We start from the raw sequence: 15221 nt of genomic DNA, 5'->3' as shown, positions 1-15221 counted from the left end.
CTTATAGCTATACAGCCCTTTTAAATTAATCTATCTCTGCTACTTGCTGTTTTAATTGTGCAAAGATATCTTTAACTGGCATAATCTTATCGACTTTTCTCATATTATTGCCAGAGAACACCAAACCAGTTTCCACATCACCTTGTTGTGCACGAGAAAGAGCACGGATGATACAGAATTTATGGGAACAATGTTTTAAACAGTTATCACACACCGTTGGAGGTGCTACAGTACCGTCTAATACAGATTCAGCAAATTTGTTTTTAATTGCTTGACCAGGCAAACCTACAGGACTTTGAATTAATACAATATCCTCGGGGTTTGTAGCCCGTACATACATTTTTTTCAATTCATCAGATGCATTACATTCATCAGAAGCCGCAAAACGGCTACCCATTTGAACACCACTAGCACCTAATTTCAACATTTCTACGATATCACGGCCATCAAGAACACCACCAGCACCAATTACTGGAATGTTTTTAACGGCTGCAACAACTTCTGGAACTATGTCTCGAGCGGAACGATCCGTACCCAAGTGACCACCAGCTTCGCAACCTTCTACGATAACTGCTGCCGCACCTAAACCTTCAGAAATGCGAGCTAATTTTGCGGACGAAACGATTGGTACAATTGGAGTACCAGACTCTTTGCCCATAGCGAACATATCTCTTGAAAAACCAGCACCTGCTACTACAAGATCAATGCCCTCTTCGATGGCAGTTTTTACTAGACCAGCAAATTGAGTTGCCGCTACCATCGCATTTATACCAATAATACCCGTAGGTGATAATTTTCTAGCTAATTGTATTTCGTATCGTAATTCATCAAAAGGCAAACCAGATGCCGCAATAAGGCCGATACCACCTTCATTTGCAACGGCTGCTGCCAAGCGAGCTGTAGACAATCTAATCGCCATACCACCTTGAATGATAGGTACTTTGGCCACTAGATTCCCAATGCGAAGTTCAGGGAGCTTCACTATCAAATCCTCCTGTATATAAAACCGGTGGGGAGGCCACCCGGCCTCCCGTTCGGCTGAATTGTCAGCTTTACAGCTTATTTAGCAGAATCAATATATTCTACTGTATCCTTAACGGTTTTAATTTTTTCTGCAACGTCGTCAGGGATTTCAACATTGAATTCTTCTTCGAATGCCATGATCAATTCAACGATATCTAAGGAGTCAGCGCCTAAGTCGTCGATGAATGTAGAATCAATGGTAACTTCAGCTTCATCAACGCCTAATTGTTCCACAACGATTGCTTTTACTTTATCGAAAGTGTTCATTGGTGGTTCACCTCCTTTCAAAGTGTATTTGTATATAGTCTAATTTTACAACTACATTACCATGCCGCCATCTACATTGATAACTTGGCCAGTAATATAATTCGCAAAATCGCTAGCAAGGAATGTTACTACAGTTGCCACTTCTTCAGCATCAGCCATGCGGCCCAATGGAATTTCAGTAACCATAGCTTCTTTAACTTTTTCTGGTAATACATCAGTCATATCTGTGTTGATAAAGCCTGGTGCAATAGCATTAACTGTGATGCCACGGCTAGCCAATTCTTTAGCACAGGACTTAGTGAAACCAATTACGCCAGCTTTAGAAGCAGCGTAGTTAGTTTGACCAGCATTACCCATAACACCTACAACAGATGTCATGTTGATAATATGACCAGAACGTTGTTTCATCATGATTTTAGATACTGCTTTAGTTACCAAATATACACCTTTAAGGTTGATATCGATAACAGCATCAAAATCTTCATCTTTCATACGCATTAACAAACCGTCGCGCGTAATACCCGCATTATTTACGAGAATGTCAATGTGACCAAACTCTTTATGAGCTTCTTCAACCATAGCAGCAACTTCATCAGCATTTGCTACATTGGCTTTAATTTTAATGGCTTTACGGCCTAATGCTTGTACAGCTTCAACAGTTTCTTGAGCTGCACCTTCGCTACCGCTATAGTTAACTACAACATCAGCACCAGATTTTGCCAAATGGATAGCTACAGCGCGACCAATACCACGGGATGCACCAGTTACAATGGCTACTTTACCCTCTAAATGCATTTTATCGAACCCCTTTCAAAAATTCAAGCGTTTTCTCTAAGGATGCAATGTCTTCAACATTAGCTAATTCCATATCTTTATTGATCTTCTTAGTAAAGCCTGTAAGTACTTTGCCAGGACCTACCTCAACGAAGCTAGTTACACCAAAGTTTACCATTTCAGCTACGCAGTCTTCCCATAATACAGGGTTAGCTGCTTGAGTAACTAAGGATTCTTTAATGTCATTTGCATTAGTTAAGATTTTACCTGTAACGTTTGCTACTACAGGAATTTGAGCATCGTTTACTTGGATTTTATCCAACTCTTCTTTTAAACGAAGAGCAGCTGGTTCCATCAAACGGCTGTGGAATGGAGCACTTACAGGAAGCATAACTGCACGTTTTGCACCGGCTTCTTTCATTTTTTCAGCTGCTGCTTCCACCGCTGCTGTTTCACCGGCAATAACGATTTGACCAGGGCAGTTAAAGTTAACTGCTTGTACAGAGCCAACAGATGCACTTACTTCTTCACAAATTTCTACAACTTGCTCACGAGGTAATGCCAAGATAGCAGCCATAGCACCTTTGCCCAATGGCACAGCTTCTTGCATGTATTGACCACGTTTATGAACTACATATACAGCATCTTTAAAGTTCAATACGCCAGCCGCTACAAGAGCACTATACTCGCCAAGGCTATGACCACCTACGATATCAGGTGTAAAGCCTTGCTCTTTAAGAACTTCATAACAAGCTACGGAAGCAGTCAAAATAGCAGGTTGTGTATTAGCTGTTTTAACAAGCTCTGTATCAGGACCTTCGAAACATAACTTAGTAATAGAGTAACCAAGAGCTTCGTCAGCTTCTTCAAAACGTTGTTTCACAATAGGATACGCATTGTACAAATCTTGTAACATGCCTACTTTTTGGGAACCTTGACCAGGAAAAACAAATGCCGTTTTCATTAGGGCCTCCTTATTTATTCAGACCTTGAAGATTCTTAATTACAGTTTCAGTTTCAGTCATAATATCGTTAATGATAGTTGCACATGGTTTAATATCTGTTAACATACCAGAAATTTGACCAATCATTACAGAACCTTCTTTTACATCACCGTCAATAGCAGCTTTACGAAGTGTACCAGCACCTAATGCTTCTAGTTCTTCTTTAGAACCACCACTAAATTCAAGGTTTTTATATTTATGAGCTAAAGAATTATCGATAATACGTACAGGGTGACCTGTGGTTAAACCAGTCATAACTGTAGCGCGATCTTTTGCTTTCAATACAGCATTTTTATAATTTTCATGAGCAATACACTCTTCAGATAATACGAAGCGCGTACCCATTTGTACTGCTTGAGCACCTAATGCAAATGCCGCAGCCATACCTCGACCATCAGCAATACCACCAGCAGCAATTACTGGTACATCTACAGCATCAACTACTTGTGGAATTAATGCCATAGTTGTAATGTCACCTACGTGACCACCAGATTCTGTACCTTCCGCAATAATCGCATCGATACCACCACGCAATAAGCGTTTTGCCAATAATACGGATGCTACAACAGGAATAACTTTAGTGCCAATTTCTTTCAAAGCTGGAATATATACGCCAGGGTTACCTGCACCTGTAGTGATAACAGGAACGCGTTCTTCCACAACTACTTCCATAACTTCTTTTACGAATGGAGACATAAGCATAATGTTACAGCCGAAAGGCTTGTTAGTACGCTCTTTTAATTTATGGATTTCGTTACGGAAAATATCAGGAGGCATGTGACCAGCACCAATAAGGCCAAGGCCACCTGCTTCAGATACGGCTGCTGCTAATTCTGCAGTACCGAGCCAAGCCATACCACCTTGTAAAATTGGATACTCAATCTGCAATAAATCACAAATGTCAGTCTTAATCATCTTGATGTGTCCTCCTTAATACCATTTCAAGACTAGGCTTGCCCATGTTAGGCCCGCACCAAATCCTGCAAACGCAACATTATCTCCACGTTTGAAATGTCCTTCACGATTTGCTTCATCAAGAGCAATCGCTACAGACGCGGCAGATGTATTACCATACTTATGTAAATTAACAAAAACTTTTTCCATCGGCAGATGTAATCGTTTTGCAGCCGAATCAATAATCCGAATATTTGCTTGATGAGGGATGAAATAATCTAATTCATTGAGCTCCATACCAGCACGTTCTAGAGATTTTAAAACAGTACGTCCCATCGTTTTAACAGCAAATTTATATACTTCAGGGCCATCCATGTGAATGAATGTTAAACCTTCTTCTACGCGTTGATCATTAGCAACCACAGCAGTACCACCTGCTGGAATACAAAGTGCTGGTCCACCAGTGCCGTCGGCGCCCATATCAATACCTTTAATACCGTAACCTTCAGGTACTTCAGATACTACTGCAGCACCTGCACCATCACCGAAGAGGATACATGTGCCACGATCATTCCAATTTACTCGACGGGAAAGAATTTCTGCCCCTACAACGAGTACTTTCTTATAAATGCCAGAACTAATATAACTAGCTGCAGTAATCAGTCCATATACAAAGCCAGAACATGCCGCTTGTAAATCGTAAGCTGCTGCTTTTTTAGCTCCTAAGTTAGCTTGTAAAATACAAGCTGCAGAAGGAATAATCATATCTGGTGTTAAGGTAGCAAAGATAATCATATCGATGTCTTCTGCATTGACCTTAGCCATTTGCAATGCTTTCTTAGCTGCCTCTGTTGCCATATAGGATGTGTTCATACCTTCCGGTGCAATGCGTCGTTCTTCTATACCAGTACGTTCTCTAATCCATTGGTCGTTAGTGTCAACCATTTTTTCAAGATCAAAGTTTGTTACTACATTGTCAGGAAGGAAGCTCCCAGTACCAATGATCCCTACAGGTTTATTCATCATAGTCATACTTTAAGGCTCCTTCAATTTCCATCGTATCACGAATGTGTTGAATAATTTTACGCTCTACTAGATCATCAGCAATTTCGATAGCACTCTTAATCTCTTTGGCCTTAGAACTGCCATGAGAAATCATAAATAAGCCATTAACACCTAAGAGTGGAGCACCACCATTTTCAGTGTGATCTAAGCGTTTTGCCATTTTTTTCAAAGCTGGCTTTACTAACATAGCACCAATCTTGGCAAAAATACTGCCCGCCATAATGCTATCCTTTACTAATTGTGTTAGGCCTATTACCAAGCCTTCCGCAAATTTCAATACCACATTACCTACAAAGCCATCACATACAACGACATCAACAGTCCCTTTTGGAATATCACGACCTTCAATATTGCCTTTAAAATTGATAATCTTCATACGCTCCAAAATTGGATACGTGGCTAGAACGACATCGTTCCCTTTTGTGGCTTCTTCGCCGATATTTAGTAATCCTACAGTAGGATTTTCTTTACCTAATAAAAGCTTAGCATATTCAGAACCCATCAATGCACCTTGTACAAGATGTTTTGGTTTACAGTTTGAATTTGCACCTGAATCTAGCATAACAGTAATACCACTAACTGTAGGCATTGGTGTTGCAATAACTGGGCGATCTACCCCTTTAATACGACCAAGACCAAACAAGGCTGCTGCAACAGCAGCACCCGTACTACCAGGCGCAATAACGGCATCACAATGATTATCGCGAACTAGCGCTGTAGCCACCACGATAGATGCATCTTTTTTCTTGCGCAACGCTTGACCTGGATGTTCATCCATGCCGATTACTTCACTAGCATGATGTACAGAAATGCGTGGATTCTTAGCTTCATTATTAGCTTCTAATATGTTAAAAATTTGCTGCTCATCGCCGACGAGCACCACATTAATATGCTCATTTGCTCGTACGGCTTCAATGGATCCTAGTACAGTCTCCAATGGAGCAAAGTCGCCACCCATGGCGTCTATTGCAATTTTCATAATTTACACCCTATTCTCTACGGATTCCATAATAAATTTTGCGCGAAATACTTCTTTTATTTTATCTCTTATGATGACCCAAATAAAGAACTTATTACCTCGGCGGCGAACAATTTCTGCTTTTGCCACCAAATTTGTACCAGCTCCTACTGGGTTCTTGTATTTTATATTTCCAACTTCCGCAGAACAAACAGTAGTACCCATGACTACTTTTGCGAGGGAATTTGCTTGAGCATATAAATACTGCGGCTCTACATGTCCGAAACGATCTTCCATATCAGCCGTAGTGCGTAGCATAGATAATGCTTGTTGCCCTTCGGTGACATCGATTAGCTCCCCAACCACTTCATACGGTATATGTTCTACCGCTTCATGTGATTGACCTGTAGCCATGACGCGAATGCGTTCACGCAATTCAGGAATCCCCAATTCTAGTCGATCGAGACGAATTGTTGGCACACTTACACCAAAGTGCGTTGCCAATTCTTCATCAGTAAGAAATGGCGTAATATTCAGTTTTTCTTGTAACTGCTTTTGGCGCTCTTGCTTCTTTAACCGACTCATGGGACCACCTTTTATGACCTAGTATTAATATTACATCCTAAGTATATACAATAATTCCCCTATTGGCAAGGCTTTTCATACATATAGTAACAGATTTTGATGACATATACAAAATATAGTTATAATTTTATATTTAAGTATCTTTTAGTTTATATAAGTATAAAAAATGCCACTACCTTATAGATTAATCTTACTATAAAATAGTGACACTTACTACTAATTAAGTGGCATATAAAGTTATAAGTATATAACTAAAAACTATAACTATATAAAAATATAAAATAAAAAAGTGTAAAAAAAAGACGCCTACCGAAGTAGGCGTCTTTTCATCCGCTCACATATTAAGCATTAGCTACTACTTGCTCACCTTTATAGTGACCACATGTAGGGCAAACACGATGAGGCATCCTAGGTTCGTGGCATTGTGGGCATGCTACATAACCAGGAGCTTCTAATTTCCAATTAGCACGACGGCGATCGCGACGGCATTTAGACAATCTACGTTTAGGTACTGCCATTATCTGCACCTCCTTAGTACAATCATTAGGACAATCTATCATCTTTCTCATCAAGCAAAGCACGTAACTCTGCAAATCGAGGATCCACCACAAAGGATTCACAAGAACAAGGTGAAACATTTAAATTTGCTCCGCAATGAACGCACAATCCTTTGCAATCATCCTGACATAACACTTGAGAGGGCTCATTGATGATTAATGTATCCCTAATTAGTTCGGTTAAGTCAATTTCCTCTCCATCGAAAGGAGTCACATCATCCGCAGCATCTCGACGTTCACTAAAGATTTCCTCGAAGGAATCCTTACGATTATGCTCTGTTGTATTTAAACAACGAGAACAATCGTAATCACCTTTAGACTCTATCGAACCTTGAACGATGTAATTTTGACCATCAAACCAAAACTCACCATTAATGGTTATATCATGACGGCTCCAAGGAAAAGCAGTTACGTCACCAAGCTCAGAGGTTGGTATCGTATAGCTATAAGGAAATTTCTTTCCTATATGTTCTTTTGCTTGCTCTACTTGCAGTTTCATAATCTTACCTCGACTCATAATATTATAAACATGACATGGTGCTTTGTCAAATAAAAAAGACTATCTTAAGTGGACTCAAGATAGCCTTTTTGGAAAGTCAATTACATTTTTTCGAATTGGTCTTTACCAACACCGCAAAGTGGGCAAACATAATCAGCTGGTTGATCTTCGAATTTTACGCCTTCAACAGCTTCGTCATAAACCCAACCACATACTACGCATACGTATTTTTCCATGTGTATTTCCTCCTTCACTTGAAAATTTTGTTTACATTTTATCTTTAATTAAATTAGATACTCTATCTGTAATGTAGTATACCAAAGATATCGAAACTTTTCAATACTCATTTTCTTATTTTCTCAATTTTTCTAATATTTAAAAATCATATATACTATGCGGATTTATCCTACTCAGAGAACTGAAATGTATTATCAATTAAAATTTTTCAAATATAACATTAATGTTCTTTCATATTCTTTGACGTTTAAGGCTATATTATTTCAATAGTAAAAGTAACAGCTTTTTTATTTAATTAACAACTGTAATCAATCTATCTAAGGTATACATAATTTATATATTATACTATTATATAAAGAAGAGCTTATATGCCTATATAAAATTATTTTAGCATTATATAGCTTCTAATAAATACACCTAATCACATTAGTGTATAAGTATATACTTATACATACTTTTACTTTATTAAAGCTCTAATTCTTACATAAGAATTAAACACATTATCTAAAGCTTAATAAAGAAATCGTTTATTACATTGTTATTATAGGAGGATGTATGAGAACAGCTTTAACTCAACTGTTACAAATCGAATACCCTATTATCCAAGGCGCTATGGCTTGGGTATCTGAACACAAATTAGTCGCTGCTGTTGCAAATGCTGGCGCTACAGGTGTAATTGCCCTTGGTGGCCGCGATGCAGAGTGGACTCGCAATGAGATTCGTGCTTGTAAAGAATTAACCGATAAACCTTTCGGTGTTAACCTTATGTTAATGGCTCCAAATAAAGATGAATTAGTAGATATTATCATTGAAGAAAAGCCAGCTTTTGTCACACTTGGAGCAGGCAACCCTGTTCCATATATTAAACCATTTCAAGATGCAGGCATCAAAGTTATTCCTGTTGTTCCATCTTTGAAACTTGCAAAACGCATCCAAGATGCTGGTGCTGATGCAATGATAGTTGAAGGTATGGAAGCTGGCGGTCATATCGGTAGCCAAACCACAATGTCTTTAATGGAAAATATTTTACCTGAAATTTCTATCCCTGTTGTTGTTGCTGGTTCCATCGTAGATGGTCGTGGCCTTGCAGCTGCATTATTGATGGGTGCAGAAGGCGTGCAAATGGGCTCTCGTTTCTTGTTAGCCGAAGAATGCCAAGCACATCCAAATATGAAAGAAGCAATCATCAACGCCACAGATACAGACTCTGTTGTAACAGGTCTTCTCTCTGGTCACGGTGGCGTACGTAGCTTGAAAAATGAATTCACTACGCGTTATCTAGCTGCTGAAACTGATGGCGTTACTACGCCGGAAGAACGTACTAAAATGTCTCAAGGTACTAACAAACGTGCCGCTATTGATGGCGATGTTGTAAATGGTGCTGTGCAAGTAGGCCAAGGTTTAAACCGTCTTACAGCTTTTGAGCCAGCTCATACTATCGTTCAATCTGTAATGAATGAAGCTATTATGTCTATTCGTAAAGCTCAACGCCTTATTGAAATCGTTTAATTAATATAATAGGAGTACTCATGTTATCATTTCACGGAAAATATCCTAAATTAGATCCTAAAAGTTGTGTCATGCCTGGTGCAGAACTTGCTGGTGATGTGGAATTAAAAGAATACGCATCTATCTGGCAAAATTGCGCACTTCGAGGGGATGTAAACAAAATTATTGTAGGTCGTTACTCTAATGTACAAGACAACTCTGTTTTGCACGTAGATGATGATAAAGCTTGTGTCCTAGGTGATTACGTTACAATTGGTCATGGCGCAATCGTACATGCTAGCACAATTGAAGATAATGTATTAGTTGGTATGGGTGCTATCGTATTAAGTGGTTGCCATATTGGTTCTGGCTCCATCATCGCCGCTGGTGCTGTATTAAAAGAAAATACTGTAATCCCTCCTAACTCCTTAGTTGTTGGCATTCCAGCTCGTGTTGTTCGTACAGACGAAACTCAAATTGAACGCATTCATAATCAAGCGTTAAAATATAAACACTTGTGGACTGTAGAATACGGTATGCTTCCTGATGCAGGTGGCGAAGAGTACGATAAAAACGCCAAAATCGTATAATCACATATACAATAAAATATGCACAAACATAAAGCGGATAGTTGCTTAACACAACTATCCGCTTTATGTTTTAGTTTATAGGCATGTAAATAGCTTTTAGTATGAATGTTCCTCACTACTATTAATTGGTACCTACCACTTATTTTTATTTATAGCTCATTGTTTTTTATCGCTTTTTAATTTTGATTGAATGATCTGCTCTACCATAAGTGCTGTACCCATCGTCAACGCTATAGGGAACAACATTTCCACGGAGAAGCGAGATAACTCAAGCATAAACACACAAGATGTCATAGGCATCTTCTGTGCGAGACCTAAAAACGCTACAGCCCCTATGAATGCGGCCATCCCTAAAGATATAGGGGCAACTGCAATGGACCATATAGTACCAAATACAATAGCTAATGTACTACCTAACATCATAGATGGTGTAATACGACCACCGTAAGCACCTGCCGCCAAAGCGAGTAATACTGCAACCCATTTAGCCCCAAATAATCCCAATGCATACGTCCATGTAATTTCATTTGTAAAGGTCAACTCATTACCAGCTTTACCATTCCCAAGAATTTCAGGAAAGTACATAGCCATTACACCGACAAGCGTAAATGCAACGATTGATATAGGGATCATAACAGGACTGCTACGATGAATAGAAGGTAACTTACCTTGAGTAATATTAAATAAAACTACACCTAAAGCAACAATAGCGCCCAAGGCGATTGAGAATTCTACATAGTGACTGCCCAAGCTAGGTTGAGCCATCGTATATTGAATGACATCCCCTACACCAGCTTGTCGAGTCACAAAGGTAGCTAAGCCACAGCATACTAAAGCAGCACTCATAGCCCTAACATTCCAAGTAAGCAGCAATGTTTCCAAGGTGAAAATGGCCGCTGATAGTGGTGAATTATAGACTGCGGCAAGACCTGCTCCTGCGGCACAGGCAATTAAGAGCTGACGGTCCTCTTTTTTTATATCAAAATGATCAACTAAAAAAGTCGTAATCCCTGCGCTGGCCTCTCGTGGTGCAACCTCTCGACCTAATGGAGAGCCTATACCAACAGTAATAATTTGTAGTGTGGCATGAAGTAAAGTTGTAATGGGATGCATATCCATTTTGCCCGAAACAGCAGCCTTAATATCTACAACACCTTTACCATAGCGATGAATAAGGAACCAACCTACACCCCCTACTACACCACATATAACTAAAGGAATCAAACGCTCTAATGGTGAAACACGCGCTACAGCGGCACCAAAACTCAGGTGGTCAGCGGCAGAATAGTTGTATACAAACTGTTGAATTCCATGTAATAAATGCGTATAAAAAGCACCTATTAACCCCGCTATAAAACCAACTATAATGATGAGCCCAATAACTCGTTTATCAAAAGCCATACTTACTCCATTGCTAATACAATTTCTCCAGCCGCTAATGTTTTTTTCACATCTATAATGCGTTGATTCCATGATCCTCTAAAACGTAAGGCCGGGTCTCTAAGTTCGTCTACAAAGCGACCATCTACGAGGATATCAATTTCCTGTAATAAAGCACTTCGCAACTCATCCTCTAAAATATCATCTATTTCATACCCTGAATAGGCCCAAATTTTCTTTTCCGGTGCAGCCCCTCGTACAGCTCTTACTACAGGTAATAAACCTTGTACATTTTGGAAAGGCTCTCCACCCAATAAAGTTAAACCTGAGCAGTTAGGATTCTTAACATAAGACACAACTAGATCTGTTTCAGCTTGTGTCCATACTTTGCCGGCATTAAAATCTTGGTATTCTTCGTTAAAGCAATTATAACAACAATGCGTACATCCAGTCACAAAGATAGATGTACGAATTCCTTCTCCATTGGCAATATCATATTGTCTTATTTGCCCATATCTCATCATAACCTCCATAGTAGTGCCTATCAAATGATCAACACTATATAGATATATTTCTATTTCTCACAAATACAGTAAAAGCTGTGCCTAAGGCACAGCTTTTACCATGTATAAAATTATAATAATAAACAGTGATGCTATCTATTATTAGATATGCATTACACGATCTTTGATTTCTTTAGTACGGCCTTCATTCCAGAAGTTTTCCCCAAGGTAGCCACATGTACGACGGATAACAGTTAATTTATCGCGATTCGTATTGTGACAGCGCGGGCATTCCCATTCGTTATGTTCATTTACCTTGATTTCTCCATCAAAACCACATTCATGACAGTAATCGGATTTCGTATTAAACTCAGCATAAGAAATGTGATCGTAAATATATTGAATCATGGTCAAAATAGCTGGAATATTATTAGTCATATTTGGAATTTCCGCATAGGAAATACAGCCGCCTGTAGATTTCTTTTGGAACTCAGATTCAAAGGCAAATTTATCAAATACATTAATTTCTTCTCGAACATTTACGTGATAGCTATTAGTGTAATACCCTTTATCTGTAATATCTTCAATAATACCAAAACGGGCACGGTCTAAAGAAGAGAATCGATTTGTTAAGCTTTCAGCAGGCGTACCATATAAGCCAAAACCAAGGTTATGTTTATCATGCCATAAATCAATAGCGGCATTTAGACGATCCATGATTTTCATTGCAAATACACGGCCTTTTTCGCCTGTATTAGACTCACCTGTAATCAAGCGAGTAGCTTCATAGATACCGATATAGCCAAGAGAAATCGTTGCATAACCGCCAGATAAGAAACGACCAATTTTTTCACCTTTTTTAAGGCGTGCAATGGCACCATGTTGCCAGTGAATTGGAGACACATCACTCACTACATCTTTCAAAAGATTGTAGCGTAATAACAATGCTTTTTCTGCTAATTCAAGACGTTTATCTAAAATTTCAAAATATTTTTCTTCACTACCGCGAGCCAAAATAGCAATTTGTGGCAAGTTTAAGCTCACAACACCCATATTAAAGCGTCCATCAAATTTGTAGTTCCCTTTTTCATCCTTCCAAGGAGATAAGAAGGAACGGCAACCCATTGGACTAAATACATTACCTTCATAGTTTTCCTTCATTTTTTTAGCGGAAATATAATCTGGGTACATCCGTTTAGCTGTACATTGTGCAGCCAATTCAGTTAAGTAATAGTATGGGCTATCTGGTGTTACATTATGTTCGTCAAGAACATAAATCAACTTAGGGAAAGCTGGTGTAATATATATATCAGCTTCATTTTTTACGCCTTTAATACGTTGACGTAAAATCTCTTCAGTAATGAGAGCTGCTTCCTTAGCGTATTCGTAATCAGGTTGGAAATACATAAATAATGTAACAAATGGAGATTGACCATTTGTAGTCATCAATGTATTAATTTGATACTGGATAGTTTGAATCCCATCCTTAACCTCTTTGCGCGTACGGTTCCAAGCAATTTCACGAGCCTTTTCCATATTAGGCTCCATGCCATAAATCTCAACTTGTTCTTCAATAACATTGTTAAGGATTTTCTCATAAGACTTACGTACAAATGGCGCCAAAATACGGTCAATGCCATTAATACTTTGACCACCATATTGACCAGATGCAACTTGAGCAATGATTTGCGTTGTAACTGTACATGCCACTTGGAACGATTTAGGTGTATCAATTTTCTTACCATTGATTACCGTACCATTTGTAAGCATGTCTTCCAAATTGATTAAGCAACAGTTAAACATGGGCTGAATAATATAGTCCATATCATGGAAATGAATGGCACCACTATCATGAGCCTCTAAAATATCCGTAGGAATTAATTTACGGCGCGCAATATCCTTAGATACCTCACCAGCAATTAAATCGCGTTGTGTAGATACAATCGCTGCGTCCTTATTAGAATTTTCATCAAGAACACTAACATTACTGCGATCTAACAAACCAATTACATCATCATCTGTAGTATTTTGACGACGTTTAAAAGCTTGCACAGCTTTGTAACCTTCATAGGCACGTGCCGTTGCAGGATTATGATACTCAATCAACTTATAATACACTTGATCTTCAATAGCATAAATTGTCATATCTTTTTGGAGCTTTTGAGCATATTCTTCTATTTCATCTGCAATACGCTGTGCTAACCCCTCTTCGTACAACCCTGTACTACTATGCTCAGCCTTTTCAATAGCTAAAGCAATTTTGTGTTTGTCGAAAGATACCTTTGTACCATCCCGTTTGATGACCTGCAACATATTGGCAACCTCCCCATTTTGTTACCGCTGAAAAATATGTTAAGACATAGAAAAAAGTATGGCAAACCATACTTTTTATAAATTTATATGTAAAAATGTAAAGAATTATTGGAAAACTCTCTATTTCTACTGCTCCCTCAGTATACTATATATGGTGGTTGTTTTCAACCCCAAATACAATATAAAGTAAAAATAGGTTCTTTTACCTATGCCAATATAGCATGGATAAAAGAACCTATATAATTTATAATGCAAAGCCAAATAGACGTGTCAAGAAATTGGACCTTTGACCTACCCAACTAGATGGAACAGCTGGATAGAATGTGCGATTAGCCAAAAGATCACGCTCATTAAGATGAATATTTGGAAGTAAATCTTTTTTATATGTGCTATCCAATTTAGAAATTGCTTCTACATAACCTTGATGTGCTTGTACATCACGTTCACTACTATAACCAGTACCAAAGAAATGAATCAAACCATTGCGATACAATTCAATAGCTCTTTGGTAATTAGCATTATTGTGATTAAAAGATGCCATATTGCATTGAATCAAAATGCCTTTATCTACCCACTCTAATAGTTGTTCTGGTTTAGTGAATAATTGTCTGTAAGATTCTACTTCACTAATAATAGGCACAATGCCCATATCAAGTAAGCTTAACAACCATGCATTAACATGATGAACTTTGCTATTTTGAGGTAATGCTACTAACATAAAATGGCTATTCCCCAAAAGATATTGATTGTGATGAGCAGCAATATATTCAACCATTTCGTCACAAAGCAAAACACGAGCACCACTATGAATAGTTATATCTACCTGTTGTTCTCCTACAGCAAGTTTCACATCATTTACTAAAGACTCCATAGTATTCCATGTCTTCTTATCCATAGATACTGTCACATCAGGAGTACTAAAAATATCTGTAATGCCTTGATTACACAAGGACTTAATCATTTTTACTGATTCTGCCATTGTTTGTGGCCCTTGAGGACCTAACACAGCTGGCAAAATGCAACCATGTAAATCAACCACGCGATTCATAATCTTTCCCTTCTACTTACGATAACCCCTTACAGA

At 38.5% G+C, this 15221-nt stretch carries 17 protein-coding genes; 2 read left to right on the top strand and 15 right to left on the bottom strand.

The annotated features are described in order from the left end of the window. Positions 1 to 25: 25 nt before the first annotated feature. From KH364_RS00240 to KH364_RS00190, 11 genes are all read right to left on the bottom strand, one after another. Positions 26 to 982 (bottom strand): nitronate monooxygenase, encoded by a 957-nt coding sequence (locus KH364_RS00240; protein WP_009372047.1) that lies wholly within the window; start codon positions 980 to 982, stop codon positions 26 to 28. 77 nt (positions 983 to 1059) lie between these two features. Beyond that, positions 1060 to 1290, bottom strand: a complete 231-nt coding sequence (locus KH364_RS00235) for an acyl carrier protein (RefSeq protein WP_004693441.1) — start codon at positions 1288 to 1290, stop codon at positions 1060 to 1062. A gap of 51 nt (positions 1291 to 1341) precedes the next feature. Continuing rightward, on the bottom strand, positions 1342 to 2085 hold the full coding sequence (fabG, locus tag KH364_RS00230; protein ID WP_265137445.1) for a 3-oxoacyl-[acyl-carrier-protein] reductase: 744 nt from the start codon (positions 2083 to 2085) through the stop codon (positions 1342 to 1344). A 1-nt stretch (position 2086) separates the two neighbouring features. Then, on the bottom strand, positions 2087 to 3028 hold the full coding sequence (gene fabD, locus KH364_RS00225) for an ACP S-malonyltransferase (protein WP_273297847.1): 942 nt from the start codon (positions 3026 to 3028) through the stop codon (positions 2087 to 2089). Between the two features lie 10 nt (positions 3029 to 3038). Next, positions 3039 to 3983 carry an enoyl-[acyl-carrier-protein] reductase FabK gene (gene fabK / locus KH364_RS00220; RefSeq protein ID WP_273297846.1) on the bottom strand — a complete coding sequence of 315 codons (945 nt, stop codon included), beginning with the start codon at positions 3981 to 3983 and terminating at the stop codon, positions 3039 to 3041. Positions 3984 to 3998: 15 nt separating this feature from the next. Further along, the gene (locus KH364_RS00215) at positions 3999 to 4994 is read right to left on the bottom strand and encodes a beta-ketoacyl-ACP synthase III (RefSeq protein ID WP_273297845.1); all 996 of its coding nucleotides are present in this window, start codon (positions 4992 to 4994) and stop codon (positions 3999 to 4001) included. Continuing rightward, entirely contained in the window at positions 4978 to 6006 is a 1029-nt protein-coding gene (gene plsX, locus KH364_RS00210; RefSeq protein WP_273297844.1) for a phosphate acyltransferase PlsX, read from the bottom strand. The genes KH364_RS00215 and plsX overlap by 17 nt, the downstream gene beginning before the upstream one ends. A 3-nt stretch (positions 6007 to 6009) precedes the next feature. Then, the gene (fapR, locus tag KH364_RS00205; protein ID WP_105081052.1) at positions 6010 to 6570 is read right to left on the bottom strand and encodes a transcription factor FapR; all 561 of its coding nucleotides are present in this window, start codon (positions 6568 to 6570) and stop codon (positions 6010 to 6012) included. A gap of 341 nt (positions 6571 to 6911) precedes the next feature. Continuing rightward, complete coding sequence (rpmF, locus tag KH364_RS00200; protein ID WP_273297842.1) at positions 6912 to 7088, bottom strand: 50S ribosomal protein L32; 177 nt, start codon at positions 7086 to 7088, stop codon at positions 6912 to 6914. A gap of 25 nt (positions 7089 to 7113) precedes the next feature. Next, entirely contained in the window at positions 7114 to 7626 is a 513-nt protein-coding gene (locus KH364_RS00195; RefSeq protein WP_009350905.1) for a DUF177 domain-containing protein, read from the bottom strand. A gap of 101 nt (positions 7627 to 7727) precedes the next feature. Then, entirely contained in the window at positions 7728 to 7862 is a 135-nt protein-coding gene (locus tag KH364_RS00190) for a rubredoxin (protein ID WP_009372088.1), read from the bottom strand. Between the two features lie 556 nt (positions 7863 to 8418). Here KH364_RS00190 and KH364_RS00185 point away from each other — a divergent pair. Then, positions 8419 to 9372, top strand: a complete 954-nt coding sequence (locus tag KH364_RS00185) for a nitronate monooxygenase (protein WP_273297840.1) — start codon at positions 8419 to 8421, stop codon at positions 9370 to 9372. A gap of 20 nt (positions 9373 to 9392) precedes the next feature. Beyond that, the gene (locus KH364_RS00180) at positions 9393 to 9941 is read left to right on the top strand and encodes a gamma carbonic anhydrase family protein (RefSeq protein ID WP_273297839.1); all 549 of its coding nucleotides are present in this window, start codon (positions 9393 to 9395) and stop codon (positions 9939 to 9941) included. A 156-nt stretch (positions 9942 to 10097) separates the two neighbouring features. Here the strand turns inward: KH364_RS00180 and KH364_RS00175 are convergent, their stop codons facing one another. From KH364_RS00175 to KH364_RS00160, 4 genes are all read right to left on the bottom strand, one after another. Continuing rightward, a complete protein-coding gene (locus tag KH364_RS00175) occupies positions 10098 to 11342 on the bottom strand; it encodes a chloride channel protein (RefSeq protein ID WP_273297838.1) in 1245 nt (414 codons plus the stop codon). Between the two features lie 2 nt (positions 11343 to 11344). Next, positions 11345 to 11842 carry an anaerobic ribonucleoside-triphosphate reductase activating protein gene (nrdG, locus tag KH364_RS00170; protein ID WP_273298058.1) on the bottom strand — a complete coding sequence of 166 codons (498 nt, stop codon included), beginning with the start codon at positions 11840 to 11842 and terminating at the stop codon, positions 11345 to 11347. 144 nt (positions 11843 to 11986) lie between these two features. Next, positions 11987 to 14137: an anaerobic ribonucleoside-triphosphate reductase gene (gene nrdD, locus KH364_RS00165; protein ID WP_273297837.1), complete on the bottom strand. Its 2151-nt coding sequence runs from the start codon at positions 14135 to 14137 to the stop codon at positions 11987 to 11989. A 244-nt stretch (positions 14138 to 14381) separates the two neighbouring features. After that, positions 14382 to 15185, bottom strand: coding sequence for a CpsB/CapC family capsule biosynthesis tyrosine phosphatase (locus KH364_RS00160; protein WP_273297836.1), 804 nt, complete (start codon positions 15183 to 15185; stop codon positions 14382 to 14384). Positions 15186 to 15221 lie beyond the last annotated feature (36 nt).

The sequence above is a fragment of the Veillonella sp. oral taxon 158 genome, assembly GCF_018376515.1.
Taxonomy (GTDB): domain Bacteria; phylum Bacillota; class Negativicutes; order Veillonellales; family Veillonellaceae; genus Veillonella; species Veillonella rogosae.
This window is presented reverse-complemented; position numbering and strand designations above follow the sequence as displayed.

What these genes read in the sequence shown, in the direction of transcription:
- KH364_RS00235 (WP_004693441.1), bottom strand. Translation starts at nt 1,290, where the DNA reads ATGAACACTTTCGATAAAGTAAAAGCAATCGTTGTGGAACAATTAGGC.
- fabG (WP_265137445.1), bottom strand. Translation starts at nt 2,085, where the DNA reads ATGCATTTAGAGGGTAAAGTAGCCATTGTAACTGGTGCATCCCGTGGT.
- fabD (WP_273297847.1), bottom strand. Translation starts at nt 3,028, where the DNA reads ATGAAAACGGCATTTGTTTTTCCTGGTCAAGGTTCCCAAAAAGTAGGC.
- fabK (WP_273297846.1), bottom strand. Translation starts at nt 3,983, where the DNA reads ATGATTAAGACTGACATTTGTGATTTATTGCAGATTGAGTATCCAATT.
- KH364_RS00215 (WP_273297845.1), bottom strand. Translation starts at nt 4,994, where the DNA reads ATGACTATGATGAATAAACCTGTAGGGATCATTGGTACTGGGAGCTTC.
- plsX (WP_273297844.1), bottom strand. Translation starts at nt 6,006, where the DNA reads ATGAAAATTGCAATAGACGCCATGGGTGGCGACTTTGCTCCATTGGAG.
- fapR (WP_105081052.1), bottom strand. Translation starts at nt 6,570, where the DNA reads ATGAGTCGGTTAAAGAAGCAAGAGCGCCAAAAGCAGTTACAAGAAAAA.
- rpmF (WP_273297842.1), bottom strand. Translation starts at nt 7,088, where the DNA reads ATGGCAGTACCTAAACGTAGATTGTCTAAATGCCGTCGCGATCGCCGT.
- KH364_RS00195 (WP_009350905.1), bottom strand. Translation starts at nt 7,626, where the DNA reads ATGAAACTGCAAGTAGAGCAAGCAAAAGAACATATAGGAAAGAAATTT.
- KH364_RS00190 (WP_009372088.1), bottom strand. Translation starts at nt 7,862, where the DNA reads ATGGAAAAATACGTATGCGTAGTATGTGGTTGGGTTTATGACGAAGCT.
- KH364_RS00185 (WP_273297840.1), top strand. Translation starts at nt 8,419, where the DNA reads ATGAGAACAGCTTTAACTCAACTGTTACAAATCGAATACCCTATTATC.
- KH364_RS00180 (WP_273297839.1), top strand. Translation starts at nt 9,393, where the DNA reads ATGTTATCATTTCACGGAAAATATCCTAAATTAGATCCTAAAAGTTGT.
- KH364_RS00175 (WP_273297838.1), bottom strand. Translation starts at nt 11,342, where the DNA reads ATGGCTTTTGATAAACGAGTTATTGGGCTCATCATTATAGTTGGTTTT.
- nrdG (WP_273298058.1), bottom strand. Translation starts at nt 11,842, where the DNA reads ATGAGATATGGGCAAATAAGACAATATGATATTGCCAATGGAGAAGGA.
- nrdD (WP_273297837.1), bottom strand. Translation starts at nt 14,137, where the DNA reads ATGTTGCAGGTCATCAAACGGGATGGTACAAAGGTATCTTTCGACAAA.
- KH364_RS00160 (WP_273297836.1), bottom strand. Translation starts at nt 15,185, where the DNA reads ATGAATCGCGTGGTTGATTTACATGGTTGCATTTTGCCAGCTGTGTTA.